The sequence below is a fragment of the Xanthobacter pseudotagetidis genome (assembly GCF_043194795.2).
GTDB classification, from domain to species: Bacteria; Pseudomonadota; Alphaproteobacteria; order Rhizobiales; family Xanthobacteraceae; genus Xanthobacter; species Xanthobacter tagetidis_A.
The window spans coordinates 3,824,963-3,847,408 of the sequence record NZ_CM195534.1; the positions used below are offsets into that span (position 1 = coordinate 3,824,963).

Genomic DNA, 22,446 nt, shown 5'->3' on the forward strand with positions numbered 1-22,446 from the left:
ACATACAAAATTTGTCCGCGGGCGAAGATAGCATTCGACTTTCGAGGATTAAATACTATGTTTTTGATTGCCGCATCACCATCGACGAGCTATTCTCCCGCAAACCGCGCGCGGAAGGCTGACGTCGATGACTGCCAAGCGACAAGTACATCATGCCGACGATCATTCCGGCTTCGATGACGCAGACTGGGGACCGGCGCCCCCGTCGAAGGCGGAACTCGACTTCGACGAAGAGGTCGGCGTTATTGCATGCCGGTTCGGGAGCATCGCCAACCAGCCCGATCAGGTTGGCATTGCTGATACGATGGAAGGAGCCATCGGACTTTTCCACGATCTGCGGCGTAGCCGGCGCCTGTCGCTCCTCTTTAGCGAGCACCAACGCGACCAGCTCTTCAACGCTCTCGCGACCGCCCGAGGCCACGTCCACAAGCTGCCCGCGCCTGAACAGGCGGACGCCGAGGATGCGCTCTCCGCTCTACAGGCGCTTGCCAACCACTACGGTCGCGACTTTTCGCAGCGCCGGCTTCCGGAGGATCGGCAACGAGACCTCATTGACCATTCGTTGATCGGTCAGAACACGCTGCGCACCATGTGCCTTCAGGCCGCCATCGAGCTGCGCGCCGCCCGGCGGAACATGTCCACTCTTGCCTATGTGGAGGGCGCATGAACCTTTCTTCGCGAACCGCGTCCGCCGCTGACGAACCCGATTTGGTGCGTCTCGCCATCGCAATGCTTGAGGAAACCAGGCCAGGCGAGCCCTACGAGCAAGAAGTCATCCGGTCCCGAATCCGCCACTACCTGAACTCAGCGGATGCTGAGATTTGGGTGGTCACGCTTCAGGACACGGTCGTCGGCTTCTTGTTGGGGTGGACAATTCCTTTCGACTGGCGCTCGGGCTGCTGTGCCGTCGTCCGGATGCAGCACGTCGCGTTGGACGCCCGCGAGACGGATGCAAGCGATCTGCTCATGCGCGGCTTTTTCCTCTGGGCCCGGCGCCAGGGTGCTCAGGAGATTGTCGGGTGCAGCTTCAGTCCTGATCGAGTGGCCGCGATGCGGGAGATGCTCGGCACTCAGGAAATCGGAGACGGGACGGCGCTTCAGTGAAGGAGGGCTCTGACAATTTGTGACCCCGTAACCATCGCCGGCCTTACGCTCACCGCCAGCGCCACCGCGGCGAACTCCTACGCCCAGAGCCAGGCGCAGGGCGCGCGCGACGATGCGCTGGCGGCCGAGCGCATCCGGCAGCGGAAATACGACCAGGAGGCCCAGGCCATCAACACGGGCGCCCGCAAGCGCTATGACGGCTTCACCGACCAGATGGGTGAGCGCGCCGGCAGCCTGGGCGACTATTTCGCCGGGCAGAAGATCGCTCAGGGCTCCGCCAACGAGCAGGCCGCCGCCGACATGGCCAGTTCCCAGATGCCGGCCTCCGCGTCCGGGATCACGGTGGCCGAGGAAGGCAAACAGCGCGCCCAGGCGACCAACTTTTCCGAGGCCCAGGGCCAGGCGCTGGGCAACCTGCGCTCGTTCGGCGACGTGCTGGGCGACATCGGCCGGTCGACCTCGCGCGACGCCGGCACCATCGGCCAGATCTCCGGCTTCAAGCAGGGCTCTTCCGGGGTGCTGCCCTACGAGCTGGAGGCGGCGAGCAAGCAGGGTTCGAGCGCGCGCATGCTGGGCGACATCTTGGGAGCAGCCGGAAACGTGACGATCGCCAAGGGCCTCTACGGCAGGTATGCACCGCCCGGCACCCGGTTCTCAGGAAACGGGCTGATCCCGGAGACCGGCCCTGCAGCATTTACGAAGATTGGTGGCCAGTACGTCGCCGCGCCGCCCGGCCTGGCGTACAAGGTCTACTAAACCCACCGGCCCTCGCGGACCGATATGCTGTCCATCATCACGGCGAGCCCGCAGGCCTCGATAACCTCCATGGCCGCGCACTCCGTCCAAAGCCGGACAAGAGCCGCCGCCATGCCCAGCAACATGCGGCAGAAAGGATGGAATTCATAAAAATGAAGCCGCAGGCCGGGGATGCAGCAGTTGTTTTCTCTAATATTGGAATTATTCCAGATCATGTGCACCTGAAATCACTACATCGCGAAGAAATTCCACCTTATCTTCCGATATCGACTGGTTCGCGTGTCCCCGAGTGACGAGCATCCCCCGCCATGAGCCTCGCCCATCGCCATACCTCGCTCGCAGAGCTTCGCGCTCTCGTGGACAGCCCGTTCGCCCCTACGCGCGCCGGTGCGGGAGGCCTCGTCTCGGTGGAGGTGGAGGCAGGGCTGTTCCTGCTCTCGCGCGAAATGGCCATCGATGCCCCCTTCGTGTTCGAGAGTGAGAGCTTCCCCGCGGCCACGCTCTCTGTGGTGCTTGACGGACAGGCGACCTCCGAGACCCGCGGGGTGGAAGGCTTCCGCCCCAACGAGGTGTGGATCGCTTCCGACAACGAGCGCCGGCCCTGCCGCACCGTCGTCCACGCCGACCGACCGGTGCGCACGGTGGAACTGGTGGTGACGCCCGAATGGTTCGATGCCACCTCGCGCCATGCCGGCTCCTCTTTCGATCCGCTGCGCGAGGCCATGGAACGCCCCCTCAGCGTCACGCGCCGGCCGCTCGACGCCCATCTCAAGCGCGTCGCGTGGCAGGTGCTCCAGGCGCCCGCGGCGCCCGGGGTTGCCGCTTTGGTGTTGGAGAGCCGCGGGCTCGATCTGCTGGTGGCGCTGGTGGAAGGTCTCGGCGACAGCGCCCCGGCCACCGCCGACGCGCTGCGCGCCCGGGACCGGGACCGCATCATGGCGGTGCGTGCGCGCATCGACGCCGATCCGGCCACCGTCGCCAGCCTCGCCGGCCTCGCCGACGAGTTCGGCGTCAGCCCGAGCAAGCTCAAGCGCGACTTCTTCAGCGCCTTCGCCAGCTGTGCCGGCGCCTACGTGAACGAGCGGCGCCTCATGCTCGGCCGCGCGCTCATCGAGCGCGAGGGTCTGTCGGTATCGCAGGCCTCCTACCGGGCCGGCTACGGCCATCCCAGCAACTTCTCCACCGCCTTCCGCCGCCGCTTCGGCTTCGCGCCTTCGCAGCTCACGCGCTGAGAACAAAGGCCTCGGGCGTGCTGAGCCGCGCGCATACGCAATTGAGCCGAAGGCATACGTCTTTCCGGTCCAACCTATTGCCCGTGTTTGCGAAAAGTCGGGACGAGACATTCGGCGCCGGCGCGGCGCCCGTTCCGGGGATATCGGCTCATGGCCCACGCACGTCGCTTTGCCCTCGCCTTCGCTCTCCTCGCGGCGCCGTCCGCGGCGCTCGCACAGCAGCCGGAGGCGACCATCGAGCTGGACGAGCTGACCGTCGAGGCCATGCGCCGCGCCCAGCCCTTCCTCAACGTAATGGCGAGCGTGCGCGTGTTCACCGAGAAGGACATCGAAGCGCGCACCATCGAGCGGCTGGAGGATGCGTTCGATGCCAGCGTCAACACGCTCATGCGCAGCCAGCGGGGCGGCAACGACGCCTCCGTCATCTCCATCCGCGGCGTCGCCAACACCGCCTTCGGCACCGACCCCACGGTGGCGATCTATCGCGACGACGTGTTCATCGGCAACGACGCCAGCTTCAACCTCACCATGGTGGATCTGGACCAGATCGAGATCCTGCGCGGGCCGCAGGGCACGCTCTACGGCCGCAACGCCATCGCTGGTGCGGTGAACGTGCGCAGCGCGCGGCCGGAGTTCGGCGCCACCTACACCAAACTCGATGTCCTGTTCGGCACCGACATGACGCTCCAGGGCCGCGCGGTGGTGAACGCCGCGCTCGGCAGCGATCTCGCGGTGCGCGCCGTGGCCTTCGGCGACTATTCCAACGGCTGGGTACCCAACCTCGCGGACGGCCAGCTCTATGACGGCGCAAAGGACGGCGGCGGCCGCTTCCAGGTGTTCGCCCGACCGAGCGAAAACCTGGAGTTGCTGTTCTCGGCGGACTACGCCACCGACCAGGGCAGCCGCGGCAATCGCGGCCCCTTCGGCACCGTGTGGGCGGACGGCTACAACGCCGCCATCCCCTACGTGTCGAGCATCTCCAGCTACGGCACATCGGTGAAGGCGAGCTACGATTTCGGCGGCGCAGAGTTGGTCTCGGTCACGGCTTGGCGCGGCGCCGACGGCGAGGGGACCGGCGGCGACTTCACGCCCTCCCCGTTCCGGCAGAACGGCTTCACCCGCAGCTACGACCAGGCCTCGCAGGAGGTGCGCCTCGTCTCGAAGCCCAATGACAAACTGGAATGGACGGTCGGCACCTTCTTCTTCGGCTCCGACGAGACCCGCTACGAATCCACCGGCTTCAACTATCCGGTGCCGGCCAACGTGTTCTATCCAGGGCAGCCAGCCTTGCCGGCGGGCTATGAGGAAGGCACGAACTCAAACCTCTTCGGTTGGTCGGCGGCGGCCTATGGCGACGCCACCTGGCATGTCACGGACAAGCTCGACATCCTCGCCGGTGCCCGCCTCAGCTACGACCGCCGCGAGATCGACTACGACCATCACTCGAACGTGCCGGGCATCACGCTGGGGGCGCCGGCGCAATTGCTGCTCCAGTCCATGGACAGTACCGACCTCTCGCCCAAGATCGGCCTCGCCTACGAAGTGGCGCCCAAGGTGCGCGCCTACGCGACCATCTCGCGCGGCTACAAGGCTGGCGGCTTCAACCTCTCCTTCGCTCCAACGAACGACCTCGCCTATGAGCCGGAGAGCGCCTGGAACTACGAAGGAGGGGTGAAGGCCTCGCTCTTCGACGGGCGGCTGGATGTCGCCGCCTCGGTCTTCTACTTCGACTGGACCAACCAGCAGATCTACTCGTTCAATGGCTACTCGGTCTGGATCGCCAACGCGCCCAAGTCGCGCAATTACGGCGCCGAGATCGAGATCAAGGCGCGCCCGGTCGACGGACTGGAGCTGTTCGCCGGCCTCGGCCTCCTGGATGCACGCTTCATTGATGCTCCAGCCTCGCAATCCGGCGGCAATGCGGATGGCAACTGGCAGCCGCTCGCCTCGAAATATTCGCTGTCGCTGTCCGCCCAGTACACGCGCCCGCTCACCGCGCAGCTCAACGGCATCGCCCGCGTCGACTGGAACTGGCGCTCGTCCTTCTACTTCGACGTGGACAACACGATCGAGCAGGAGGCCTACGGCATCGTCAATGCGCGGCTCGGCGTCGAGGCAAAGGACTGGAGCCTTTATCTGGTGGCGCTCAACCTCCTGAACCAGGAGTATTACACGGTCGCCACCAACAACGGTTACGGCCCATATGGGGCGCCCGGCGACCCGCGCATGATCGGCGTTCAGGCCCGCTCCCGTTTCTGAGCCGCCGCAGATGCGCATTCTCGTGGTGGGGGCCGGCCCCGCCGGCCTCACGCTCGCTCTGTCCCTCGCCCGGCGCGGCATTGCGGCCGAGGTGGTGGAGCGCGCGCCGCAGCTCAATACCGGCGGCTATGTGGTCAGCCTGCAGGCCAACGGATGGGACGTGGCGGAGCGACTCGGCTTCCTTCCCGCACTACGGCGGGCGGCGTTGCCGGCCTCCGATTCGGTCTATCGGGATGGCGCGGGGCGCGAATTGTTCCGGTTCCGCGACGCCATCCTCAAGGAGCTCACCGGCGGCAAGATGCTCCATGTCCCGCGCGACGTGCTGGTCGGGCTGATGGCGGACGCGCTGGCGCAGGCGGGAATGCCGCCGCCGCGCTTCGCTACCGAAGTGACGGCAATCGTCCAGGCGAGCACGGCGACCGAGGTGACGTTCTCAGACGGCACGCGGGAGGCTTTCGACCTCGTGGTGGGCGCCGACGGCATCCACAGCCGCGTCCGCGCCCTCGCCCTCGGCCCTGAAGAGCGACACCTGCGGCCGCTGGGCTATCGCGGCGCTGCCTGGCGCATGCCGTTCGAGGGCCGGCTTGAGCCGCTCTACGAAGGCTATATGGAGGTCGGCAGGCAGGCGATCCTCTATCAATCCGGGCCGCGGGAGCTGTCCACTCTGCTGTGCTGGCGCAACAGCGACCTCGATCCGGTTCCGCCCCAGGCCCGCCACGGCACGGTGGCCGCCGCGTTCGCCGGAACCCACCCGGTGCTCCAACGACTGATCGACGGGCCGGTCGCCTGGGAGGGCGCCTTTCTTGACGCGGTGTGCCAGATCGAGATGCCCGCCTGGAGCCGCGGCCGGGTGGTGCTGACGGGAGACGCCGCCTGGTGCCTCTCCCTCCTCTCCGGCCAAGGCGCCTCCATGGCCATGGCCGGAGGACACCTCCTCGCTGAAGCGCTGGCGCACGCGCCGGTGGACGATGCCCTGGCGACCTGGGAGGCGCGGCTACGGCCCGTCATCGGCGCCATCCAGCGCCATGCGCGCGCAAGCGCACGCAGCTACATCCCGCGCTCCGCGCTCGGGCTCGGGATCAGCCGCCTCCTGCTGCCACTGCTCATGTCGCGGCCGGTGCTGATGCTGCGGGCGCGCGCGTTGGTGGCGCCGAGCATCGTCGCCTCCGAGGCCTGAGCAACCAATCCAACCCGGTTGAGTAGCCTCGCCGCCTTCGCGCGTCCGTGGCCTCGTCGGCGAAACCTTCCGCTGAGCGCCGGGCCGGCAGCTCAGACCCGCGCCGCGGACCGGACAGGCGCGGCCGGTCCCGGCTGAACCTCGATGGTGACGTGGGACAGGCGCCGGATCGGGCTGATCCGCGCCTTGTAGAAAGCCGGGTCGCGCAGGCCTTCGCCCGCCAGGGCGACGATGGCGGCGGCGTGGCCCGGCCCCACCTGCCAGACATGCAGGTCGGTGATGCGGGCGTCATCGGGCGCGAGCGCGGCGCGGATATCCGCTTCCAGGTCCTCCTCCGCGGGCACCATGTCGAGCAGGACGCCGCCGGCATCGCGCATCAGCCCCCACGACCAGCGGGCGATCACGAGGGCCCCCACGAGCCCCATGAGCGGGTCCGCCCAGAGCCAGCCATAAACGCTGCCGACCAGCAAGGCGAGGATCGCCAGGACCGAGGTCAAGGCATCGGCGAGCACGTGGAGATAGGCCGCGCGCAGATTGTTGTCGCGCGCCGGCGCCGCGTGATCATGGCCGTGGTCGTCATGGTCATGGTCATGGTCATGGTCATGGTCATGGTCGGGGTGGTGATGGCCGTGGCCGTGGTGGTGGTGCGTGTCGCGCAGCAGCACGGCGCTGGCGAGATTGACCGCGAGTCCCACCGCGGCGACGGCGATCGCCTGCGGGAAGCTGATCGGCACCGGGGCCGCCAGGCGCAGGAAGCTCTCCCAGCCGATCAGCAGCGCCACGAAAGCGAGCACCACGGCGCTGGCGAAGCCGGCGAGGTCGCCGAGCTTTCCGGTGCCGAAGGTGAAGCGCCGGTCGCGGGCGTGGCGGCGCGCATAGAGATAGGCCAATGCGGCGATCAGCATGGCTCCGGCATGGGTCGACATGTGCCAGCCGTCCGCCACCAGCGCCATGGAGCCGTACAGCGTGCCGGCGGTGATCTCCACCACCATCATGGCGGCGGTCAGGGCGATGACCAGCCACACCTTGCGCTCGTTGCGCCGGTGGTCGGCGCCGAGAAAGACGTGCTCGTGTCCGAGGGCCTCGGCCATCCCTCCCTCCTTTGTCGCCGGCGCGGTCATTTCAGATAGGTCCGGATGATGCCCATCAGCTCTTCGCTGCCCTGCTGCCGATCGGCATCGGTCGCGGCGCCGAGCACGTGCTCGCGCAGGTGATCGTCCACCAGCTCGGTGGTGAGGCCGTTCATGGCGCCGCGCACCGATGCCACCTGGCGCAGCACCTCGCCGCAGGGAACCTCTGCCAGCAAGGCGCGCTCGATGCCCTCGATCTGCCCTTTGATGCGCCGCACGCGGGCGATCAGCTTGTCCTTGTCGCGGATGGTGTGGGCCATGCGGCGCGGCTCTCCCTTGATGCCAAAATAGCATAGGGGGCTATATTATGATCCACAAGCGCCCTGCCCGCCCGATCGGCGCAGGGACGCCTCGGCTCAGCCTGCCGCGGCGATGTCTTGCGCCGCCGCGATCTCCGCATTCACGGAATTGAGGAAATAGCGCCCAAGCCACTTGCGCGGCACGTGGCGCATGAACAGGTTGCGCGCCTCGAAGGCGAGCGGCGAGCGCGGCACGAACACCCCGGCGAGCTTGCGGCTTCGCGCCTGCAGCCGGGCGATGGACGGCCGGAGCCGCGCCTCGTGCGCGGCGAGCGCCGTGGGGACGTCGCCGCGGGCGAGTTCGTCGGCGAGGATCGCCGCCGAGGTGAGCGCCATGCCGGCGCCCTGGCCCGAGATCAGCGTCAGGCAGTGGGCGGCATCGCCGAGCAGCAGCACCCGTCCGCGCGACCAGCGCGGCAGTTCCACCAGCGAAAGATCGTCCACCAGAGCCAACGCCCCGTCCGCCCGCGCCGCCTCGATCTGCGCCCGCACCGCCGGGTGGCTGCGCCGGCATACGTCGCCGATCAGCGCCCAGCGATCAGCGGCGGGCACCGGACCGCTCTCCTGCGAGTGCCAGACATGGAGCGCGGCCACCCGCCCCTGCGTGAGCGTGTAGTATTCCACCACGTGCCCCGGCTCCGCATAGGAGACGAAGTCGATGCCGAGATCGAGCCGGTCCGGCAGGTCGTAGACAGCAAACCGGTAGCCCAACGGGATGAGACATTCGGCGTCCGCTGCGAATATGGACGGCCTCAGCGATGAACGCATACCGTCAGCGAACAGGACTAGATCGGCCGAGATCGCCGTGCCGTCGGACAGGCGCGCAGTCGCGCCGTCCAAGGCGTTCTCCACCGCGTCGATGGTGGTGCCGAACCTGAGCTCCACGGCCTCCGGTAGCTCGGCATGGAGCGCGGCAACGAGGTCGGTGCGGCGCAGCGCGATATAGTCCAGGCCCTTGATGAAGTCGTGAAAGCGCAACCGCATCACCTCGCGCCCCTTGCGGTCGCGATAGACGTTTTCCTCCACATGGTAGACCGCGGACTTCAGCTTCGGCATCAGGCCCATGCGGGTGGCGGCGAGGTGGCCGGGGCCGGAAAGGCTCATCATGTAGCCGCCGGACCGCAGGTCGTCCGCGCGCTCGACGACAACCACGCGCCAGCCGGCGCGGGCGAGCCACCATGCCGCGGCGAGCCCGGCGACGCCGGCTCCCGAGACAACGACGGTTCGTTCAGAGTTGATGGACGAGGTCATGGGCGCGGTTCCGGAACGGCGGCGAGGCGCCGCAGAATGAAGAGGATGAGGACTAGGCCGATCCCGGCCGCGACCGCGGCGGCGGCGAAGGTCGTCGCATAGCCGAGCGTGCCGGCCGCGAGCGCCGCGCCATAGCCGGCCATGCCGGCGGTGGCCGCATCGGCGCACTGGAACAGCGTGAAGTCGACGCCGGCCTGCTTGAGCGAGGACAGGCCCATGAGCAGCGAGTAGAGCGTGACAAAACCCATCGCCATGCTGAGCGTCTTCAGGACCACGAGGCCGGCAAGCAGTTCCGCACCGGCCTCGGCCGCCGCCCCCGCCGTGAGCGCAAGCAGCGCCAGCACCTGCAAGGCGGCAGCGACGAGCAGCGCCACGCGGGCGCCGCAGCGGCGCACCAGAAGGCCGCCGATCAGCGTGCCGGCGATGCCTGCGGCCACGCCGCCGCCGCCATTGACGAAGCCGAGCGCGGCGAGATCGAGGCCGCGGTCCACCAGGAACGGCCCGGAGAGCACCTGCACCAGCCGCACGCCGGCCTCAAACAGCACGGTGACGAGGAGGCCGAGCCGCACCTCGGGGCGCCGCAGCGCATACAGGAGCGAAGGCCGGTGCGGCGTCGCGGGCGCCGGCAGCGGCGGCTCGGCGCCTGACAAGAACGGCACGGCCAGCAGGAGGACGAGGCAGGCCATCGCCCCCGTCGCCCCCGTCCATCCGACCGCCGGAACGAGGACGAGAAAGGCGCCGCCGCCGAGCACCATGCCCAGATAGCCACCGCCCACCTGGGCCACATTTCCCCAGCCGCGGTTGGCGTCGGCGAGCCGCTCCACCGCGAAGGCGTCCACGGCGATGTCCACCGTCGCCGAGGCCAGCGCCACCAGCGCCAGAAGTCCGAACAGCGCCTGTCCGCCGTCGGGCCCGACGAGGGCCACCGCGCCGAGCAGAAGCGCGCACGCGATCTGGCCAGCCGCCACGAGGCGGCGCGAACGGCGCGCGCCGTCCGGCCGGATGCGGTAGCGCTCGGCAAGTGGCGCCCACAGGAATTTCAGCGCCCACGGCAGCATCAGTAGCGAGACGAGGCCGATCTCGGCGAGGCTGGCGCCCTCAGCTCGAAGCACCGCGGGAACCCCCATGAAGGTGAGGCCGCCGACGAGGCTCTGCGCCACATAGACGCCGCCGATGGCCGCCAGCACCCGCGCCAGCGGGAGCGGCGCGTCGATATCCGCTGTCGCCATCAATAGGAGCCACGGAGCGTCAGGCCCACGAGCCGGCCTTGCGCCACGTTGGAGAACACGTTGGCGCCCGAGGCGTAGCTGTAGGCGCGGTAGGTCTGGTCGAAGATGTTCTGGGCGAACAGCTTCAGGCTAACCCCGGACCGCCAGGAGAGTTCGAGCGCCGCATCTACGGTGGTGTAGGCCGGCTGCGAGAGCGTGTTGGCCTCGTTGAAATAGGTCTCGCTCACATAATGCAGCGCGCCTTCGGCGGCGATGGTGCCGTCGATCAGTTTCTGGTCGAACACGTAGCGCGCGAACAGGTTGGCGGTGGCGTTGGGGGCATAAGGCAGCGTGTTGCCATCGAAGCTCTCGCCCGTTGTGGGGTCGGTGAAATCCGAGAACAGCGAGCGCCCGTAGGTGGCGGTGGCCGAGAAGCTCAAGCGCTCGGTGGCGCGCCAGCGCGCCTCCAGTTCGACGCCGTAGCTTTCCGCCGCACCGACGTTGCGGATCACCTGGAAGCCCACGGGGCCCACATAGATCTGCTTGTCGTTGGAGGCGATGTAATAGAGCGCGGTGCTCAGCTCGAACGCCCGGTCGGGCGTCGCGGTGCGCAGCCCGATTTCGTAGTTCCATGCGGTTTCTGGCTCGTAGGCCTCGGCATCGTCGGGATAGGTCACCGCATGGTTGAAGCCGCCCGGCTTGTAGCCGCGCGAGATCAGGCCATAGACGCGGGTGGTGTCGTTGACCTGGTAGCCGAGCGAAACCTTGGGCTGCACGCTGGTGAAATTCGCCGAATTGGCGAAGCTGCCGGCAAAGTAGCCGCCGCTGTTCGAGCCCCATCGGGTGAAGTCGATGGAGCTTTCATCATAGGAGAATCGCAGACCGCCGGTGAGGTCCACCTTGCTGGTCATGCGCCAGGTCGCCTCGCCGTAGGCCGCGTAGCTGTCGGTGTCCACGGCGTTGCGCGAGGGGCCGTAGTAGAAGGAATAGCCGTCCGCCTCCCGGGTGAAGGCGTCGTTCTGGTAGAATAGGCCGAACACGCTCGTGACCGGCCCGCCGGAATCGTGAACCACGCGCAGTTCCTGCGAGAAGGCGCGGTCGGTCTCCGGAAACGACATCAGCAGGTTCGGCCCGGCGGCGATGTCGCGCACCATGTCCACGTCCTGGTAGGACGAGATGCTGGTGAGCTTGAAATCGCCGAGGCGCCAGTTGCCGGTGGCCGCCATCGTCGAAACGGTGCGGTCGAGCAGCGGGATCGGCCCCTGCTGGGTGCTCACATAGGCCCGGCGCGGCACGTTGCGGTCGAGCAGGTACAACTCCTCGTGGCTCTCGGTGTGCTCGCGGGTGAAGGCGAGCGAGCCGTCGAAGCTGCCGCCGGTGGGCGCATAGCGCAGCGCGACGCGGCCGATCATGTCGGTGGAGGTGTCGATGTTGGAGGCACCAGTGGAGACGTCGTCCACTGAGCCGAAGGCGCGCTCGGCCTTCACCGCAAGGTCGATATAGGTGCTGCCCGGAATCACCGGCAGCGTGCCCGCCAGCTCGCCCCAGGATTCTGGCGTGCCGGCCGTGAGGCTGAGGTCCACGCGGCCGGTGTCGGACTTCTTGGTGATGATGTTGAGGACTCCGCCATAGGCGTTGCGGCCGTAGAGCGTACCTTGCGGGCCGCGCAGGAACTCTACCCGCTCCACGTCCACCAGCGGCTGCGTGAAGGCCGATGCGAGCTGCGGCACCCCGTCCACATAAATCTGGACCGTGGGATTGTAATAGTCCGGCGAGGACATCCCGCGCGCGGTGATGTTGGCATAGGCGCGGTTGCCGCGGGTGCGGATCACGAGGCCGGGGAAGACCTGTCCGAGGTCCGCCACGGTGGTCACGCCCGCCTCGCGCAACTGATCGGCGGTCCGCACCGAAACCGCGCCGTCCACGTCTTCCAGCTCCTGGGGGCGCTTGTTGGCGGTGGTGACGGTTATTTCCTCAAGATTGAACGTGGCACCGTCGTTGGATTGGGCGTCCTGCGCGAACGAATAGCTCGGCGTCATGGAAATCGAAGCCGCGAAGATTATAGACCGCGCTTTTAAGAGCATTTCTAAACTATCCGTTACGAGTTCATATGAAGTCTCGACATCAGCTATGCTTGTGCCGGCGCGCTGTCTAACGCATTCGGGGCGCGGATTTTGCTCTTCAGGGATTTTTCGATGGAGGCGAGCGGATGACGGAGCCGCGGGCATCGCTGGTCGATCCGCCGGAAGTGGCCTATGCTGACTGGCTGTCGGCCGCCGCTCCGACCGTAGGCGAGTTGGGCTGGAAGGAGCATCTGAAGGTCGACGCCGTGGGCGAGGACATCTCCGTCGCCATGCTCGACCTCGTTCCGGCGAGCGATGCGCAGATCGCCGTGGAGGGTCCGGCGACCTTCTCCATCTGCGTGTTCCTCGACGGCGAGGGCTCGCTGTCCATCGATGGTGGCCAGCCTCTACCCATCACCGCCGGCATGGCCGTGGTCTGCGTCACCGACCGCCTGGTCAGCGGCCTCAACACGGTGCGGGGCGGGGCACGCATGCGCCTCGTCGATGTGCGATTCGGCCCCGGCTTCCTCGCCGGCCTCGGCGGTCCTCTCTGGCGGCGCTATGGCGGCGGCCTGCTAGTCGACCGGAGCGTGCCGGAGATCGGCGCCCTCATGGTGGGGTTTCCGGCCCCGTCCGCCTTGCTCCAGCCGGCGCAGCAGATCGTGGCCTGCGCCTTCCGCTCGGCCGATGTGCGGCGGCTCTACCTGCGGGCCAAGGCCCTGGAAGTGCTGGCGGTGGCGGTGGCCCTGTTCCAGGAGGCCGGCGCGGCGCCCGGCGGCCGCCGGGAGCGCGACCGCCGCAAGGTCGCCGAGGCCCAGCGGCTGCTACAGGAGCGCCTCCACGAGCCGTGGACCATCGCCCGCCTGGCCCGCGAGGTCGGCCTCAACGAGAAGAGCCTGAAATCCGGCTTCCGCCGGCAGGTGGGCGCCTCGATCCACGCCCACCTGGTGAAGGTGCGCCTGGAAGCGGCAGCCGAGATGCTGTCCGGCGGCCAGAGTGTGACCGAGGTGGCGCTCGCCACCGGATTTTCCAACCTGAGCCACTTCAGCAAGACCTTCCGCCGGGCCACCGGGCTGGCGCCGCGCGAGTTCGCCCGGCGCAATCGCGAGACTTAACGCAAGGGCAATGGGCGAGGGTAAATGCCCGCGACTGTAGCGACCATGTCGTAAGACCCGCCCCGGAGGGCGAAACGGTTGGGGTAAACGTTGGGGTAATGAGATTTTATTACGACAAATATTTGATTAAATTCAATATGTTATTTAGCAAAATTATACGGACCCCCTCTCCGCCACCCCTTAAGTCGCCCCGCGGTCCCTGACGGCCGCCCCCTTTGGCATCAACGAAAATCTGCTGTCTGGCAGGCGCTGGCGGTCGCAGGCTCCTGCCTGAGCAGGCTTACCGAGGCACGCCAATGTCAGTTCCCGGTTGTGGGACCGGCCCCATATGGGGTGAGCGCGAGTTCACGGAAACCCTGGCGTTCGAAAGCGACCCACACCCGGCGACAGCTGCCAGCATTACGGCAATGATCATCACTCGCCCGACCCTGCCCATCCCAATCCCCTCCTACGTTCGACATGCAACCATAGCGCAACCGCCGTTGCGGAACATGCTGCCAAAGCAGCATGACACAATGATGCACTTTGCTCTCGATTCATTCTCACCCATTTGGCCGGGTTGCCGAAGCAAGGTCGCCGCTGCCTTGCAGTCGGCCACCTGACCGCGCCGGTGAGCAGGAAGGCGATGGGCCGGCTGTTGCGGTCGGTCAGCGCGTGGATCTTGGTCGTGCGCCCGCCACGGGAGCCGCCGATGGCGTGGCTGCGCTCCCCCCTTTTCCCGCCCGCGCCCGAGCGGCGGGCCTTGAGCGCGGAACTGTCGATCAGGACCTGCGCGGGCGGCCCGCCGGCCCCGGCGAGCGCCTGCAACAGCCCGCTCCACACCCCCTTGGCTGCCCAGCGGACACGACGATTGTACAGGGTCTCGCGCGGGGTCGGCGCATCGGCCCGGCGTCCGCCGGATTTCGGCACATGGATGATCGCGCTGATCACCCGGCGGTCATCGACACGCGGCTCGGCGTCCTTCTCGTAGTGGGACAGGGAGGTGTCCAGCAGGTCCTGCCGGCGGTCGAACAGCCTACCGGCGATCCTTGGCGCCATCGCCCAGTCGAGTTCCGGCATCCACCGCATGTCTTAAATATTGAGGGGATAAAGCCAGGCCAGCCAAGTGCGCATGCGGATGGCGATCTTTCGCAGGGCCGCCCAGGCACCCTGGTCGCCGTCCACATAAATGGCGGCCGAGCCCTGCGCCCCGATGGGGAACTTCGACTGGTCGGCATCATCGATGGTGATCTTCACGGCATACTGGCCCTGAGGATTGTCAGGATTGGCGGCCTCGAACTTGGGTATCTCGGCCGATGGCAGGAACTGGCCCTGCCCGTTCGCCTTCCAGATGCCGGCCACCCGCCCCTTGAAGATCTGGCCGGGATACAGATCCAACGCCACCTCGGCATACTGCCCCGGCATCACGTACTTGAGGTTTTCCTGGAAGAACGTCGCCAGCAGATAGCGGTTCTCCTCGGCGATCAAGACGGCGATGCCACCGATCCGCAGGATGCCGGAGACCATTCCCGGGCGCACCTGCAGGTTGATCACATGCCCGTCCTCCGGCGCCACGAGCGTCGTGTTGTCAAGGTAATACCGGGCCTGCTGCAGATCGGCCTCGAGCTTGGCGACGGACGTGTGAACACCGTCGATGTTTGAATCATACTGCAGGCGCGCGACCGAGGCTTCCGCTTCCGCCGCGTGGACACGCGCCGTATCCCCCTTCACCGTGTCGCGCCACTTGATTGCCTGCTCCAGGCGCCCGACGCCCTTCTCGATCAGGATGTCGTAGTCGTTCGCCTGGGTGGTCGAAAAGGCAAGGGCGGCCTTGGCCTGCTCGACTTGGTCGTCGGCGGTATCGATATTGGTCTGGAGAACCTTGACGTTCTGCTCCGCCTCGGCAAGCTGAGCCTTCAACTGATTGACCCGCGCCTCGTAGATGGTGCGATCGAACCGGAACAGGGGATCTCCCTTCTTGACCGGCGTGTTGTCCTCCACCAGGACCTCGGAAATCAAGGTCGGCTCCGACAGGCGCGGAATCAGCTGGATCGTGTGCTGAATCATCGTCGCGTTGGTGGAATAGGGCGTGACGAACCGCAGGCCGATCACGAATATCAGCGCCAGATGGATGAAGAACACGCTGAACCCGAATATCCAGCCGGGCGTGAGGCGCAGCAGCTTGAATTTCAGAAACACCGCCCAGAACAAGATGCTGGCGATGGCGAGGACAAGTATTCCTATCATCATGGCGTGTGCTCTGCTTGTCAGAGGTCCCGGCTATCTTCGGCATCAGGCCTGGCGCCGAAGGCGAGGGGAGTCGCGCCCTTCAGGCGGTCGATCATCTGCTCCGTTTCGGCCTTCACCTGACGCGGCGTGTAGCGCAGATCGACCACCTGCGTCGGCTTGAAGGCCCAGATGAAGGCGTTGATCCACGGGACGACGCCGAGGAACCCCAGCCAGCCCATCGTATAGACGGCGTCCGCTTCGGGATGGTTTCGGGCGATGGCGATGCGCCCCGGCAGGCCGAGGACGAAGATCACGATCAGCAGACCCGACAGGCCGATAATGCACAGGCCCAGGAGCGCGGCATAATCCCAGCCGTCCAGAGTAAAACCCATGATCGCACTCCCCGTTCGATGCGCGGTTGACAGCTCCGCCACGTCGGCCTCGGCAAGCCGGAGCGCCACGCCAGACGGCGATCCGGCCCGCTGAACGGAGCCGATGGGCAGCGCCCCGACCAGGACGGCGGCCAGCCTGGAACACCGCGCGCGGCACGGCCGCAGCGGCGAGGCTGCGCCGGAACAGGCGGGGGCACGCGCACCATGTCACGCTTTCCCCGCGGGCACCGGCCCGCCGGTCAAGGCGTGACGATGTTGAACCAGAAGTCGAACGTATCGAGCAGGCTCACGAACTCGACGACCTTCTGCTGATTGCCGTCCACCGTGGCCTGGCCGGCCGCGATCGCATCGGACAGCTTCGCCTGGCGCAGATTGATGTCGTCCAGAAGCGAGCGATTCAGCGTCACGACGGCGTCGGCCTGCGGGTTCTGGCGCCCGATCGTGTAGTTCATCACCCCGTTGGTCACCGAGAGCGTGAACTGCTGCTTCACGTCCGGCAGCACGAAGTTGAGGTAGATGGTGCTGCCGACCGCCTTCGGGTGATTGAGGCAGACCGCGAGGTAATCGAGATAGGTCTCGAGCGGAAGCGCGCGCACCATGTCGGGCGACGCGGCATCCGGCGTCGAGGCACGGACCACGCCGTCGCGGAGCTCCTTGGCGCCCGAGAGGTAGAAATTGCGCCAGGGGCCGCTCTCGGCCTGATAGCCCATCTGGGTCAGCGCGTCGGCGAGCAGGTCGCGCGCCCGCTTGTTGGCGGGATCGGCAAAGACCACATGGTTGAGCGCGGTCGCGACCCAGCGATAGTTGCCCGCCTTGTAGTCCGCCCTGGCCTTGGCGATCACCGCATCGGCGCCGCCGGCATATTCGACGAACTTCTTGCCGGCTTCCACCGGAGGCAGCTCGTGGAGCTGCGAGGGGTTGCCGGAGAACCAGCCGAAATAGAGCTGGTACTGCGCCTTCGCATTGTGGTTGACGGTGCCGTAGTAGCCGCGATTGGCGAAGCTCTTGGCGAGACCGTCCGGCAGCTTCATCTGCTCGGCGATCTCGGTCATGGTCTCGCCCTTGTTCGCCAGGCGCAGCGCCTCGTCGTGGAGATAGCGGTAGGTGTCGCGCTGGCCGCGCCAGAACTCATTGATCGCCAGATTGCCCCAGGTCGGCCAGTTGTGGCTGCCGATGCTGATTTCGACCTCGCCCCCGAAACGATTGATCGTGTCGTTGATGTATTTCGCAAACTTGTCGCCGTTGCGGACCTTGGCACCGCGCAACGTGTACAGGTTGTGCATGGTATGGTTGATCTCTTCCGCCTGCATCATCGTCTTGAACTTGGGGATGTAGAACATGAACTCGGCGGGCGCTTCCGCGCCCGGCGTGTTCAGGAAGACCAGGTCGATGCCGTCGACGGCGAGGTCGGTGGGCGTCTGCGAGATCGTGACCGTCGGCTCGACGATGGTCACCGTCCCGGCCGCCGTGGTGGGTCCGAGGCCCGAGCCCAGCGAGCCCTTCGGACCCTTCGCAAGCAGGTTGCCGTACATGTAGCTGGCGCGCCGGCTCATGGCGTTGCCGGCGATCAGGTTCTCGCTCACCGCCTCCTCGAAGAAGCCCACCGGCGCGATCACCGGAATCTTGCGCTCGGCGATCTCCTGCGAGGTGACGATGCCTTTCACGCCACCGAAGTGGTCCACGTGGCTGTGCGTGAAGATCACCGCCGAAACCGGCAGATCCTCGACCTTCTCACGCAACAGCCTGAAGCCGGCCGCAGCGGTCTCGTTGGCGGTGAGCGGATCGATGACGATCCAGCCCTGGTCGCCCCGGATGAAGGTCATGACAGCCAGGTCGAAGCCGCGGACCTGGTAGATGCCGCCCTTCACGACCTCGAACAGGCCGTGGATCGCATTGAGCTTGCTCTGGCGCCACAGGCTGGGATTGGCGGTGTTGGGCGCATCGCCCTTCAGGAAGTCGAACTGCGCCATGTCGTAGATGACGGTGCCGTCGGGCGCCGTGATCTTTTCCGCTTCGAGCGTGGCGATCTGGCCGCGCGTCGCATTCAGGAAGTCGGTCTGATCCTGGAACGGAAGGTAGCTGCGCAGGGCGTCCTGCGCCTTCCGGGTGGCATCGCTCGCCTCGTTTGCGACTGCCGGGCCGGTGATCGCCAACGCCAGAACGGACGCCAGGATGGTGATGCGCATATGCTTGTCCTTGGTCTGTATCGATGGCAGCTCCAGGGCGCCTGCCCTCGATGAAGCTCACCTGATTTCGTTCCGGAAGCAGCCGGCCCTGCGGTTTCCCGCCGCCGCGCGGGCTATGGTTTTGGCCCGGGGAAGATCCGCGACCAGTCGTTCTTCATGCTGATGACCGACCAGCCCCTCGCCTTCGCCTCGTCCATGAGCGACGGGCTGAAGGTTCCGACCTTGGTGTCGGGAAGGCCGTTGGCCGGCCCATAGGCGAACTCGCGCTCCGGGTCATCGTGCAGCACGAGAAGCCCGAGCCTTGCCCCCTCCCCGGCCGTGGTCCATTCCAGCATCTGCCGGTCGCCGTCCGAATTGCCGAAGGCGATCAGCGGCCGCTTGCCGATGAAGGTGTTGATGCCGATCGCCTTGCCGTCGAAATCGTCGTTGAAGAACAGCTTCGGCTGGCGCATCAGGATCGGCTTGCCATCCCGGTACTCGTACTTGGTCACGATGCTCGAGCCGACGACCTGCTCGGCCGGAATGCCGTACACGGCATCGGAATAGGGGCGCACGAACTCCTGGCCGCCGCCCGTCACGATGTAGGTCTTGAACCCGTTGGCGCGCAGATAGGCCATCACCTCGAGCATCGGCTGATACACGAGCTCGGTCACGGGGCGCTTCAGGACAGGATTCTTCGAGTTGGGAAGCCACTCGCGAACCAGCTTCTCAAAATCGGCGGTGCTCATCCCGGCATGCGTGACCGCGACGATCTCAAGCCACTCCTTTTCGCTGAACCTGGCGATCGCGGCGAAATCGCCGGCGAGGATCGACTTGAACGGCTCGGTGCGCTTCCATTTCGGATGGCGCGGCGCCAGCGCCGCCACGCGGTCGAGCGCGAAGAGCGCCTGGCTGTACACCGGATGCTCGACCCAGGTCGTGCCATCCTGATCGAACACGGCGATGCGCTGGGCCGGCTCGACGAAGCGGGGGCCGCCCTTTTCCGTCGTCTGCGTCACCAGGGCGATGATCGCCGTCTTCGCCGGGCCCTCATTCCAGGAGGGGAGCGGGTCCGGCTGCGCGGCGGACGGCGGCGGGCCGGCGAGCACGCAGGATGCGGCGACCATCGCCGCCACCAGCGCTCGCCGCGTGATCCAGGTCCCGATTGAGTGAAGCATCGCGATGTCCCCGATGGTACTGGTCCTCGCCGACCGGACGTTCCCCTGGAGGACGCCCGGTCGGTCTGGCAGGCGCCGGCGTGCCTGACACATGCCGGCGCCCTGCGCCTGCAGACCCCGATCCGAAGCGACGGCTCGATCTGCCCGGCAGACCGCACTCCGCCTTCAAGATCGAGAATGCGCTGCCGCCCGGCGTGCGACGCAAGCCGGGCGGCACGTGCCCTAGTCGCGGGTGGTTTTGGCGGCCTTCACCTGCTCCATGACCTGGTCGAGGTTGTAGCTCGCCGGGCTCTGCATGGGCGGATACTTGATGTAGCTTTCCAGCTCCTTCAGCCACAGGGACTGTCCGATCGGCAGCATGTTCCAGTCATAGACATAGGCGGTGATCGGCGCGGCCAGAGCGCCGCCCATGCCGAAGAGCGTCTTCAGCTGCGAGCCGATCGAGGTTTCGAAAGGATCGCGCTTGATGTTGACCACCTGCGTCCAGTGGTACGGCGCGACGCCCTTGGTGAAGCCGGACGGATCGTCGGAGACCATCGCGAAGTACATCTTCCAGTTCTTGTAGCGGACCGCGGATGGGTCCTTGCCCGAATAATAGAAGAACGTATCGCGCGCGGACTTGTCCGACTTGCCCTCCAGGTATGCGCGCTGGTTCACGCCGTCGAGCGTCGTCTTGACGATGCCCGGATAGCCGCCCTGCTCGATCTTCGCCTTCAGCTCGTTGGCCTTCGGACCGCCGGCAATGTCGACCAGCGTCGGCAGCCAGTCGAGGGAGGCGAAGATGTCGGTCTTGACCGTCCCGGGCGCGATGTGGCCCGGCCAGCGCACGACCAGCGGCGCGCGCATGCCGCCCTCCCACGTCGAGAGCTTGCCGCCCTTGAACGGCGTCGTGCCTCCGTCGGGGAAGGTGATGGTCTCGGCGCCGTTGTCGGTGGTGAACACGATGATCGTGTTGTCGAGCTCGCCCATCTCCTCGAGCTTCTTCATGACGTAGCCGATATTGTCATCGAGCTGCTTCATGCCGGCTTCGTTGACGCCCCAGTCCTTGCCGCCGGGCTGGCCGATCATGCCGAGATACTTGTCCGACAGCATGGTCGTGATGTGCATGCGGGCGGGATTGTACCAGACGAAGAACGGCTTTCCGGTCTTCTTGGGGTTGTTGCGGTCGAGGAAGTCGATGACCTTGGCGGAAATCTCCTCGTCCACCGTCTCGGAGCGCTTCAGCGTCAGCGGCCCTTCGTCCTTGCAGGTCTGCTTCGCCGACGTGCCGTCGGAGGACGTGCAGGCGATCACCGGGCGCGGCGGCATCAGGCACACCGCGGTGTTCGGATCGACGGCGCCGGGGGTAGGCGCCAGCCCCGGAACAGGCGTGTTCTGGCAGGGCGGCGCAACCGTCTGGTTGGTGGGGGTGGTGTTGATGTCGGGGAAGCTGACGCCCTGCATGGCGTCGAGGTGGTAGAGATAGCCCCAGAACTCCTGGAACCCGTGGGCCGTCGGCAGCGCCTCCGTATGGTCGCCGAGATGGTTCTTGCCGAACTGGCCGGTCGCGTAGCCGAGGTCGAGCAGGAACTTGGCGACGGCAGGCGTGCCGGGCTTCAGGTAGGTCGGGCTGCCGGGCAGCTGCGGCATGATCATGCCGGTGCGCAGCGGGTGCATGCCGGTGAAGAAGGCGTTGCGGCCCGCCGTGCAGCTCTGCTCCGCATAATAGTCGGTGAACATCGCCCCTTCGCGGCCGATCCGATCGATGTTGGGGGTCTCGCCCACCATCAGGCCGCGATGATAGATGCTCGGCTGCATGTAGCCGATGTCATCACCCATGATGAAGATGATGTTCGGCCGCGAGGATTTTGAAGTCTGCGCGAGGCCCGGCCCGGCAAACGCGGCGACGATGCCAAGAGCCGTAACGCCGGACGTGAGCCAGTTCCTCCTGCTCCGAACGGAAGCGTCTCGCCCCCTCGCGGTTTGCCTTGCCATGCCATGCCTCCTGCCTGAGAACAGATTCCAGACTGGGCTCTTCCGCCCGACCCCGACCGTGGGATGACCGGTCCAGAGCGCCGCGAACAGGCCGGCATCGCCCGCTGCCGTGCCCGCATCCCGCCGAAGATCCGATCCCCACTGCCGCGGCAGTTTGGGCACGCTGCTTGGGCGCTCGCTATGCATATTCGGCCAGAAGGGGCCCATGGCGTGCGGCTTGCCATGGGCGGCTTTCGGCACCGCATGGCCGCTCAAGCCAAGGCGTCACTGCCTGCATGGCTGCCTGATCCGCACGTGCTCCAGGGGCCCCGCACCGTCGAGCGCTTGCCGCGAGATCGGCCCTTGGCAAGATCGCCCATTGGCGGGAATCGCCCGCAGCGGCCGGCAGGGCCGCCTTGGCTCACTTGGCCGGGGGCACGTCAGCCTTGGCGGCGGCCTGCACCAAGGCCGTATCGAGGTGCGCCCGCCACAGGGTGACCAGGGAATCGCGCAAGCGCCACTCATGGGCAAAGCGGCTGTGGAAGGACTTCCCGGAATGCCGAGAGGTACCGGAGACCGCGCCGAGAACGATGACCAGGCTGCCGTCACCGATGAAGTCTTCCGGCTTCAAGGTCAGCTGATTCCAATCGGCTCCGACCCGCGTGAGCGCATCCAGGACGCCCGCGTGCCCGGTGTGGCGGCCGCCGACATTCGGGTATCCCTCGGCCTCGAACCATTCGATGGCGGGATCGAGCCCGCCCAGGACGGCCGGCACGTTTCCACGGGCAAAGTTCTCATAGAGCTCTTTAATGATGGCGACGTTGCCCAATTTGAAATCTCCCTGCTATAAGAAAGCGCTCTCGGAAAGGAATAGCGCTGCGGTTTGGAAAGAGCCAGAGGACGACTCATTTCAAGCTTTGTCACGTACTCAAAGAATTTATACGGGGGCGGAGAAA

The 22,446-nt window shown here is 66.5% G+C and carries 18 protein-coding genes and 1 pseudogene; 7 read left to right on the plus strand and 12 right to left on the minus strand.

Annotation, left to right across the window (positions count from 1 at the left end; all coding sequences use genetic code 11):
- Positions 1 to 127: 127 nt before the first annotated feature.
- The 6 genes from V5F67_RS17510 (at position 128) to V5F67_RS17535 (ending at position 6,528) form a co-directional block, all read left to right on the plus strand.
- Positions 128 to 667 carry a hypothetical protein gene (locus tag V5F67_RS17510; protein WP_394021684.1) on the plus strand — a complete coding sequence of 180 codons (540 nt, stop codon included), beginning with the start codon at positions 128 to 130 and terminating at the stop codon, positions 665 to 667.
- Positions 664 to 1,104, plus strand: coding sequence for a hypothetical protein (locus V5F67_RS17515; RefSeq protein ID WP_394021683.1), 441 nt, complete (start codon positions 664 to 666; stop codon positions 1,102 to 1,104). The genes V5F67_RS17510 and V5F67_RS17515 overlap by 4 nt, the downstream gene beginning before the upstream one ends.
- A gap of 213 nt (positions 1,105 to 1,317) precedes the next feature.
- Positions 1,318 to 1,860 carry a hypothetical protein gene (locus V5F67_RS17520; RefSeq protein WP_394021682.1) on the plus strand — a complete coding sequence of 181 codons (543 nt, stop codon included), beginning with the start codon at positions 1,318 to 1,320 and terminating at the stop codon, positions 1,858 to 1,860.
- A gap of 308 nt (positions 1,861 to 2,168) precedes the next feature.
- Positions 2,169 to 3,092 (plus strand): helix-turn-helix transcriptional regulator, encoded by a 924-nt coding sequence (locus V5F67_RS17525; RefSeq protein WP_394021681.1) that lies wholly within the window; start codon positions 2,169 to 2,171, stop codon positions 3,090 to 3,092.
- Between the two features lie 150 nt (positions 3,093 to 3,242).
- On the plus strand, positions 3,243 to 5,351 hold the full coding sequence (locus V5F67_RS17530) for a TonB-dependent receptor (RefSeq protein WP_394021680.1): 2,109 nt from the start codon (positions 3,243 to 3,245) through the stop codon (positions 5,349 to 5,351).
- Positions 5,352 to 5,361: 10 nt separating this feature from the next.
- Complete coding sequence (locus V5F67_RS17535; protein ID WP_394021679.1) at positions 5,362 to 6,528, plus strand: FAD-dependent monooxygenase; 1,167 nt, start codon at positions 5,362 to 5,364, stop codon at positions 6,526 to 6,528.
- A gap of 92 nt (positions 6,529 to 6,620) precedes the next feature.
- Here V5F67_RS17535 and dmeF read toward each other — a convergent pair whose 3' ends face one another.
- From dmeF to V5F67_RS17560, 5 genes are all read right to left on the minus strand, one after another.
- A complete protein-coding gene (dmeF, locus tag V5F67_RS17540; protein ID WP_394021678.1) occupies positions 6,621 to 7,619 on the minus strand; it encodes a CDF family Co(II)/Ni(II) efflux transporter DmeF in 999 nt (332 codons plus the stop codon).
- Between the two features lie 26 nt (positions 7,620 to 7,645).
- Positions 7,646 to 7,918, minus strand: a complete 273-nt coding sequence (locus V5F67_RS17545) for a metal/formaldehyde-sensitive transcriptional repressor (RefSeq protein WP_394021677.1) — start codon at positions 7,916 to 7,918, stop codon at positions 7,646 to 7,648.
- Between the two features lie 96 nt (positions 7,919 to 8,014).
- The gene (locus tag V5F67_RS17550) at positions 8,015 to 9,208 is read right to left on the minus strand and encodes an FAD-dependent oxidoreductase (protein WP_394021676.1); all 1,194 of its coding nucleotides are present in this window, start codon (positions 9,206 to 9,208) and stop codon (positions 8,015 to 8,017) included.
- Positions 9,205 to 10,437, minus strand: coding sequence for an MFS transporter (locus tag V5F67_RS17555; protein ID WP_394021675.1), 1,233 nt, complete (start codon positions 10,435 to 10,437; stop codon positions 9,205 to 9,207). Before V5F67_RS17555 ends, V5F67_RS17550 begins: the two co-directional genes overlap by 4 nt.
- The gene (locus V5F67_RS17560) at positions 10,437 to 12,455 is read right to left on the minus strand and encodes a TonB-dependent receptor (RefSeq protein WP_394021674.1); all 2,019 of its coding nucleotides are present in this window, start codon (positions 12,453 to 12,455) and stop codon (positions 10,437 to 10,439) included. Before V5F67_RS17560 ends, V5F67_RS17555 begins: the two co-directional genes overlap by 1 nt.
- Before the next feature lie 170 nt (positions 12,456 to 12,625).
- Here V5F67_RS17560 and V5F67_RS17565 point away from each other — a divergent pair, with 170 nt between their 5' ends.
- On the plus strand, positions 12,626 to 13,594 hold the full coding sequence (locus tag V5F67_RS17565) for a helix-turn-helix domain-containing protein (protein WP_394021673.1): 969 nt from the start codon (positions 12,626 to 12,628) through the stop codon (positions 13,592 to 13,594).
- A gap of 565 nt (positions 13,595 to 14,159) precedes the next feature.
- On the opposite strand, the pseudogene V5F67_RS17570 reads toward V5F67_RS17565, so the two are convergent.
- From V5F67_RS17570 to V5F67_RS17600, 7 genes and pseudogenes are all read right to left on the minus strand, one after another.
- A pseudogene (locus V5F67_RS17570) lies at positions 14,160 to 14,632 on the minus strand (transposase); the annotation flags it as partial.
- Positions 14,633 to 14,665: 33 nt separating this feature from the next.
- Complete coding sequence (locus tag V5F67_RS17575) at positions 14,666 to 15,823, minus strand: HlyD family secretion protein (RefSeq protein WP_394021672.1); 1,158 nt, start codon at positions 15,821 to 15,823, stop codon at positions 14,666 to 14,668.
- Between the two features lie 17 nt (positions 15,824 to 15,840).
- Positions 15,841 to 16,263, minus strand: a complete 423-nt coding sequence (locus V5F67_RS17580) for a DUF3302 domain-containing protein (protein ID WP_394021671.1) — start codon at positions 16,261 to 16,263, stop codon at positions 15,841 to 15,843.
- Positions 16,264 to 16,433: 170 nt separating this feature from the next.
- Positions 16,434 to 18,380: an alkyl/aryl-sulfatase gene (locus V5F67_RS17585; protein WP_394021670.1), complete on the minus strand. Its 1,947-nt coding sequence runs from the start codon at positions 18,378 to 18,380 to the stop codon at positions 16,434 to 16,436.
- A gap of 113 nt (positions 18,381 to 18,493) precedes the next feature.
- On the minus strand, positions 18,494 to 19,537 hold the full coding sequence (locus tag V5F67_RS17590) for a haloacid dehalogenase-like hydrolase (protein WP_394021669.1): 1,044 nt from the start codon (positions 19,535 to 19,537) through the stop codon (positions 18,494 to 18,496).
- A gap of 222 nt (positions 19,538 to 19,759) precedes the next feature.
- Positions 19,760 to 21,511 (minus strand): arylsulfatase, encoded by a 1,752-nt coding sequence (locus V5F67_RS17595; RefSeq protein WP_394021668.1) that lies wholly within the window; start codon positions 21,509 to 21,511, stop codon positions 19,760 to 19,762.
- Positions 21,512 to 21,911: 400 nt separating this feature from the next.
- Positions 21,912 to 22,319: a nuclear transport factor 2 family protein gene (locus V5F67_RS17600; protein ID WP_394021667.1), complete on the minus strand. Its 408-nt coding sequence runs from the start codon at positions 22,317 to 22,319 to the stop codon at positions 21,912 to 21,914.
- Between the last annotated feature and the right edge of the window lie 127 nt (positions 22,320 to 22,446).

Excerpts from the sequence above, each read along its gene's own strand:
- V5F67_RS17555 (WP_394021675.1), bottom strand. The coding sequence starts at position 10,437 with ATGGCGACAGCGGATATCGACGCGCCGCTCCCGCTGGCGCGGGTGCTG.
- V5F67_RS17535 (WP_394021679.1), top strand. The coding sequence starts at position 5,362 with ATGCGCATTCTCGTGGTGGGGGCCGGCCCCGCCGGCCTCACGCTCGCT.
- V5F67_RS17550 (WP_394021676.1), bottom strand. The coding sequence starts at position 9,208 with ATGACCTCGTCCATCAACTCTGAACGAACCGTCGTTGTCTCGGGAGCC.
- V5F67_RS17530 (WP_394021680.1), top strand. The coding sequence starts at position 3,243 with ATGGCCCACGCACGTCGCTTTGCCCTCGCCTTCGCTCTCCTCGCGGCG.
- V5F67_RS17545 (WP_394021677.1), bottom strand. The coding sequence starts at position 7,918 with ATGGCCCACACCATCCGCGACAAGGACAAGCTGATCGCCCGCGTGCGG.
- V5F67_RS17510 (WP_394021684.1), top strand. The coding sequence starts at position 128 with ATGACTGCCAAGCGACAAGTACATCATGCCGACGATCATTCCGGCTTC.
- V5F67_RS17590 (WP_394021669.1), bottom strand. The coding sequence starts at position 19,537 with ATGCTTCACTCAATCGGGACCTGGATCACGCGGCGAGCGCTGGTGGCG.
- V5F67_RS17515 (WP_394021683.1), top strand. The coding sequence starts at position 664 with ATGAACCTTTCTTCGCGAACCGCGTCCGCCGCTGACGAACCCGATTTG.
- V5F67_RS17575 (WP_394021672.1), bottom strand. The coding sequence starts at position 15,823 with ATGATGATAGGAATACTTGTCCTCGCCATCGCCAGCATCTTGTTCTGG.
- V5F67_RS17560 (WP_394021674.1), bottom strand. The coding sequence starts at position 12,455 with ATGACGCCGAGCTATTCGTTCGCGCAGGACGCCCAATCCAACGACGGT.
- dmeF (WP_394021678.1), bottom strand. The coding sequence starts at position 7,619 with ATGGCCGAGGCCCTCGGACACGAGCACGTCTTTCTCGGCGCCGACCAC.
- V5F67_RS17585 (WP_394021670.1), bottom strand. The coding sequence starts at position 18,380 with ATGCGCATCACCATCCTGGCGTCCGTTCTGGCGTTGGCGATCACCGGC.
- V5F67_RS17565 (WP_394021673.1), top strand. The coding sequence starts at position 12,626 with ATGACGGAGCCGCGGGCATCGCTGGTCGATCCGCCGGAAGTGGCCTAT.
- V5F67_RS17525 (WP_394021681.1), top strand. The coding sequence starts at position 2,169 with ATGAGCCTCGCCCATCGCCATACCTCGCTCGCAGAGCTTCGCGCTCTC.
- V5F67_RS17520 (WP_394021682.1), top strand. The coding sequence starts at position 1,318 with ATGGGTGAGCGCGCCGGCAGCCTGGGCGACTATTTCGCCGGGCAGAAG.
- V5F67_RS17595 (WP_394021668.1), bottom strand. The coding sequence starts at position 21,511 with ATGGCAAGGCAAACCGCGAGGGGGCGAGACGCTTCCGTTCGGAGCAGG.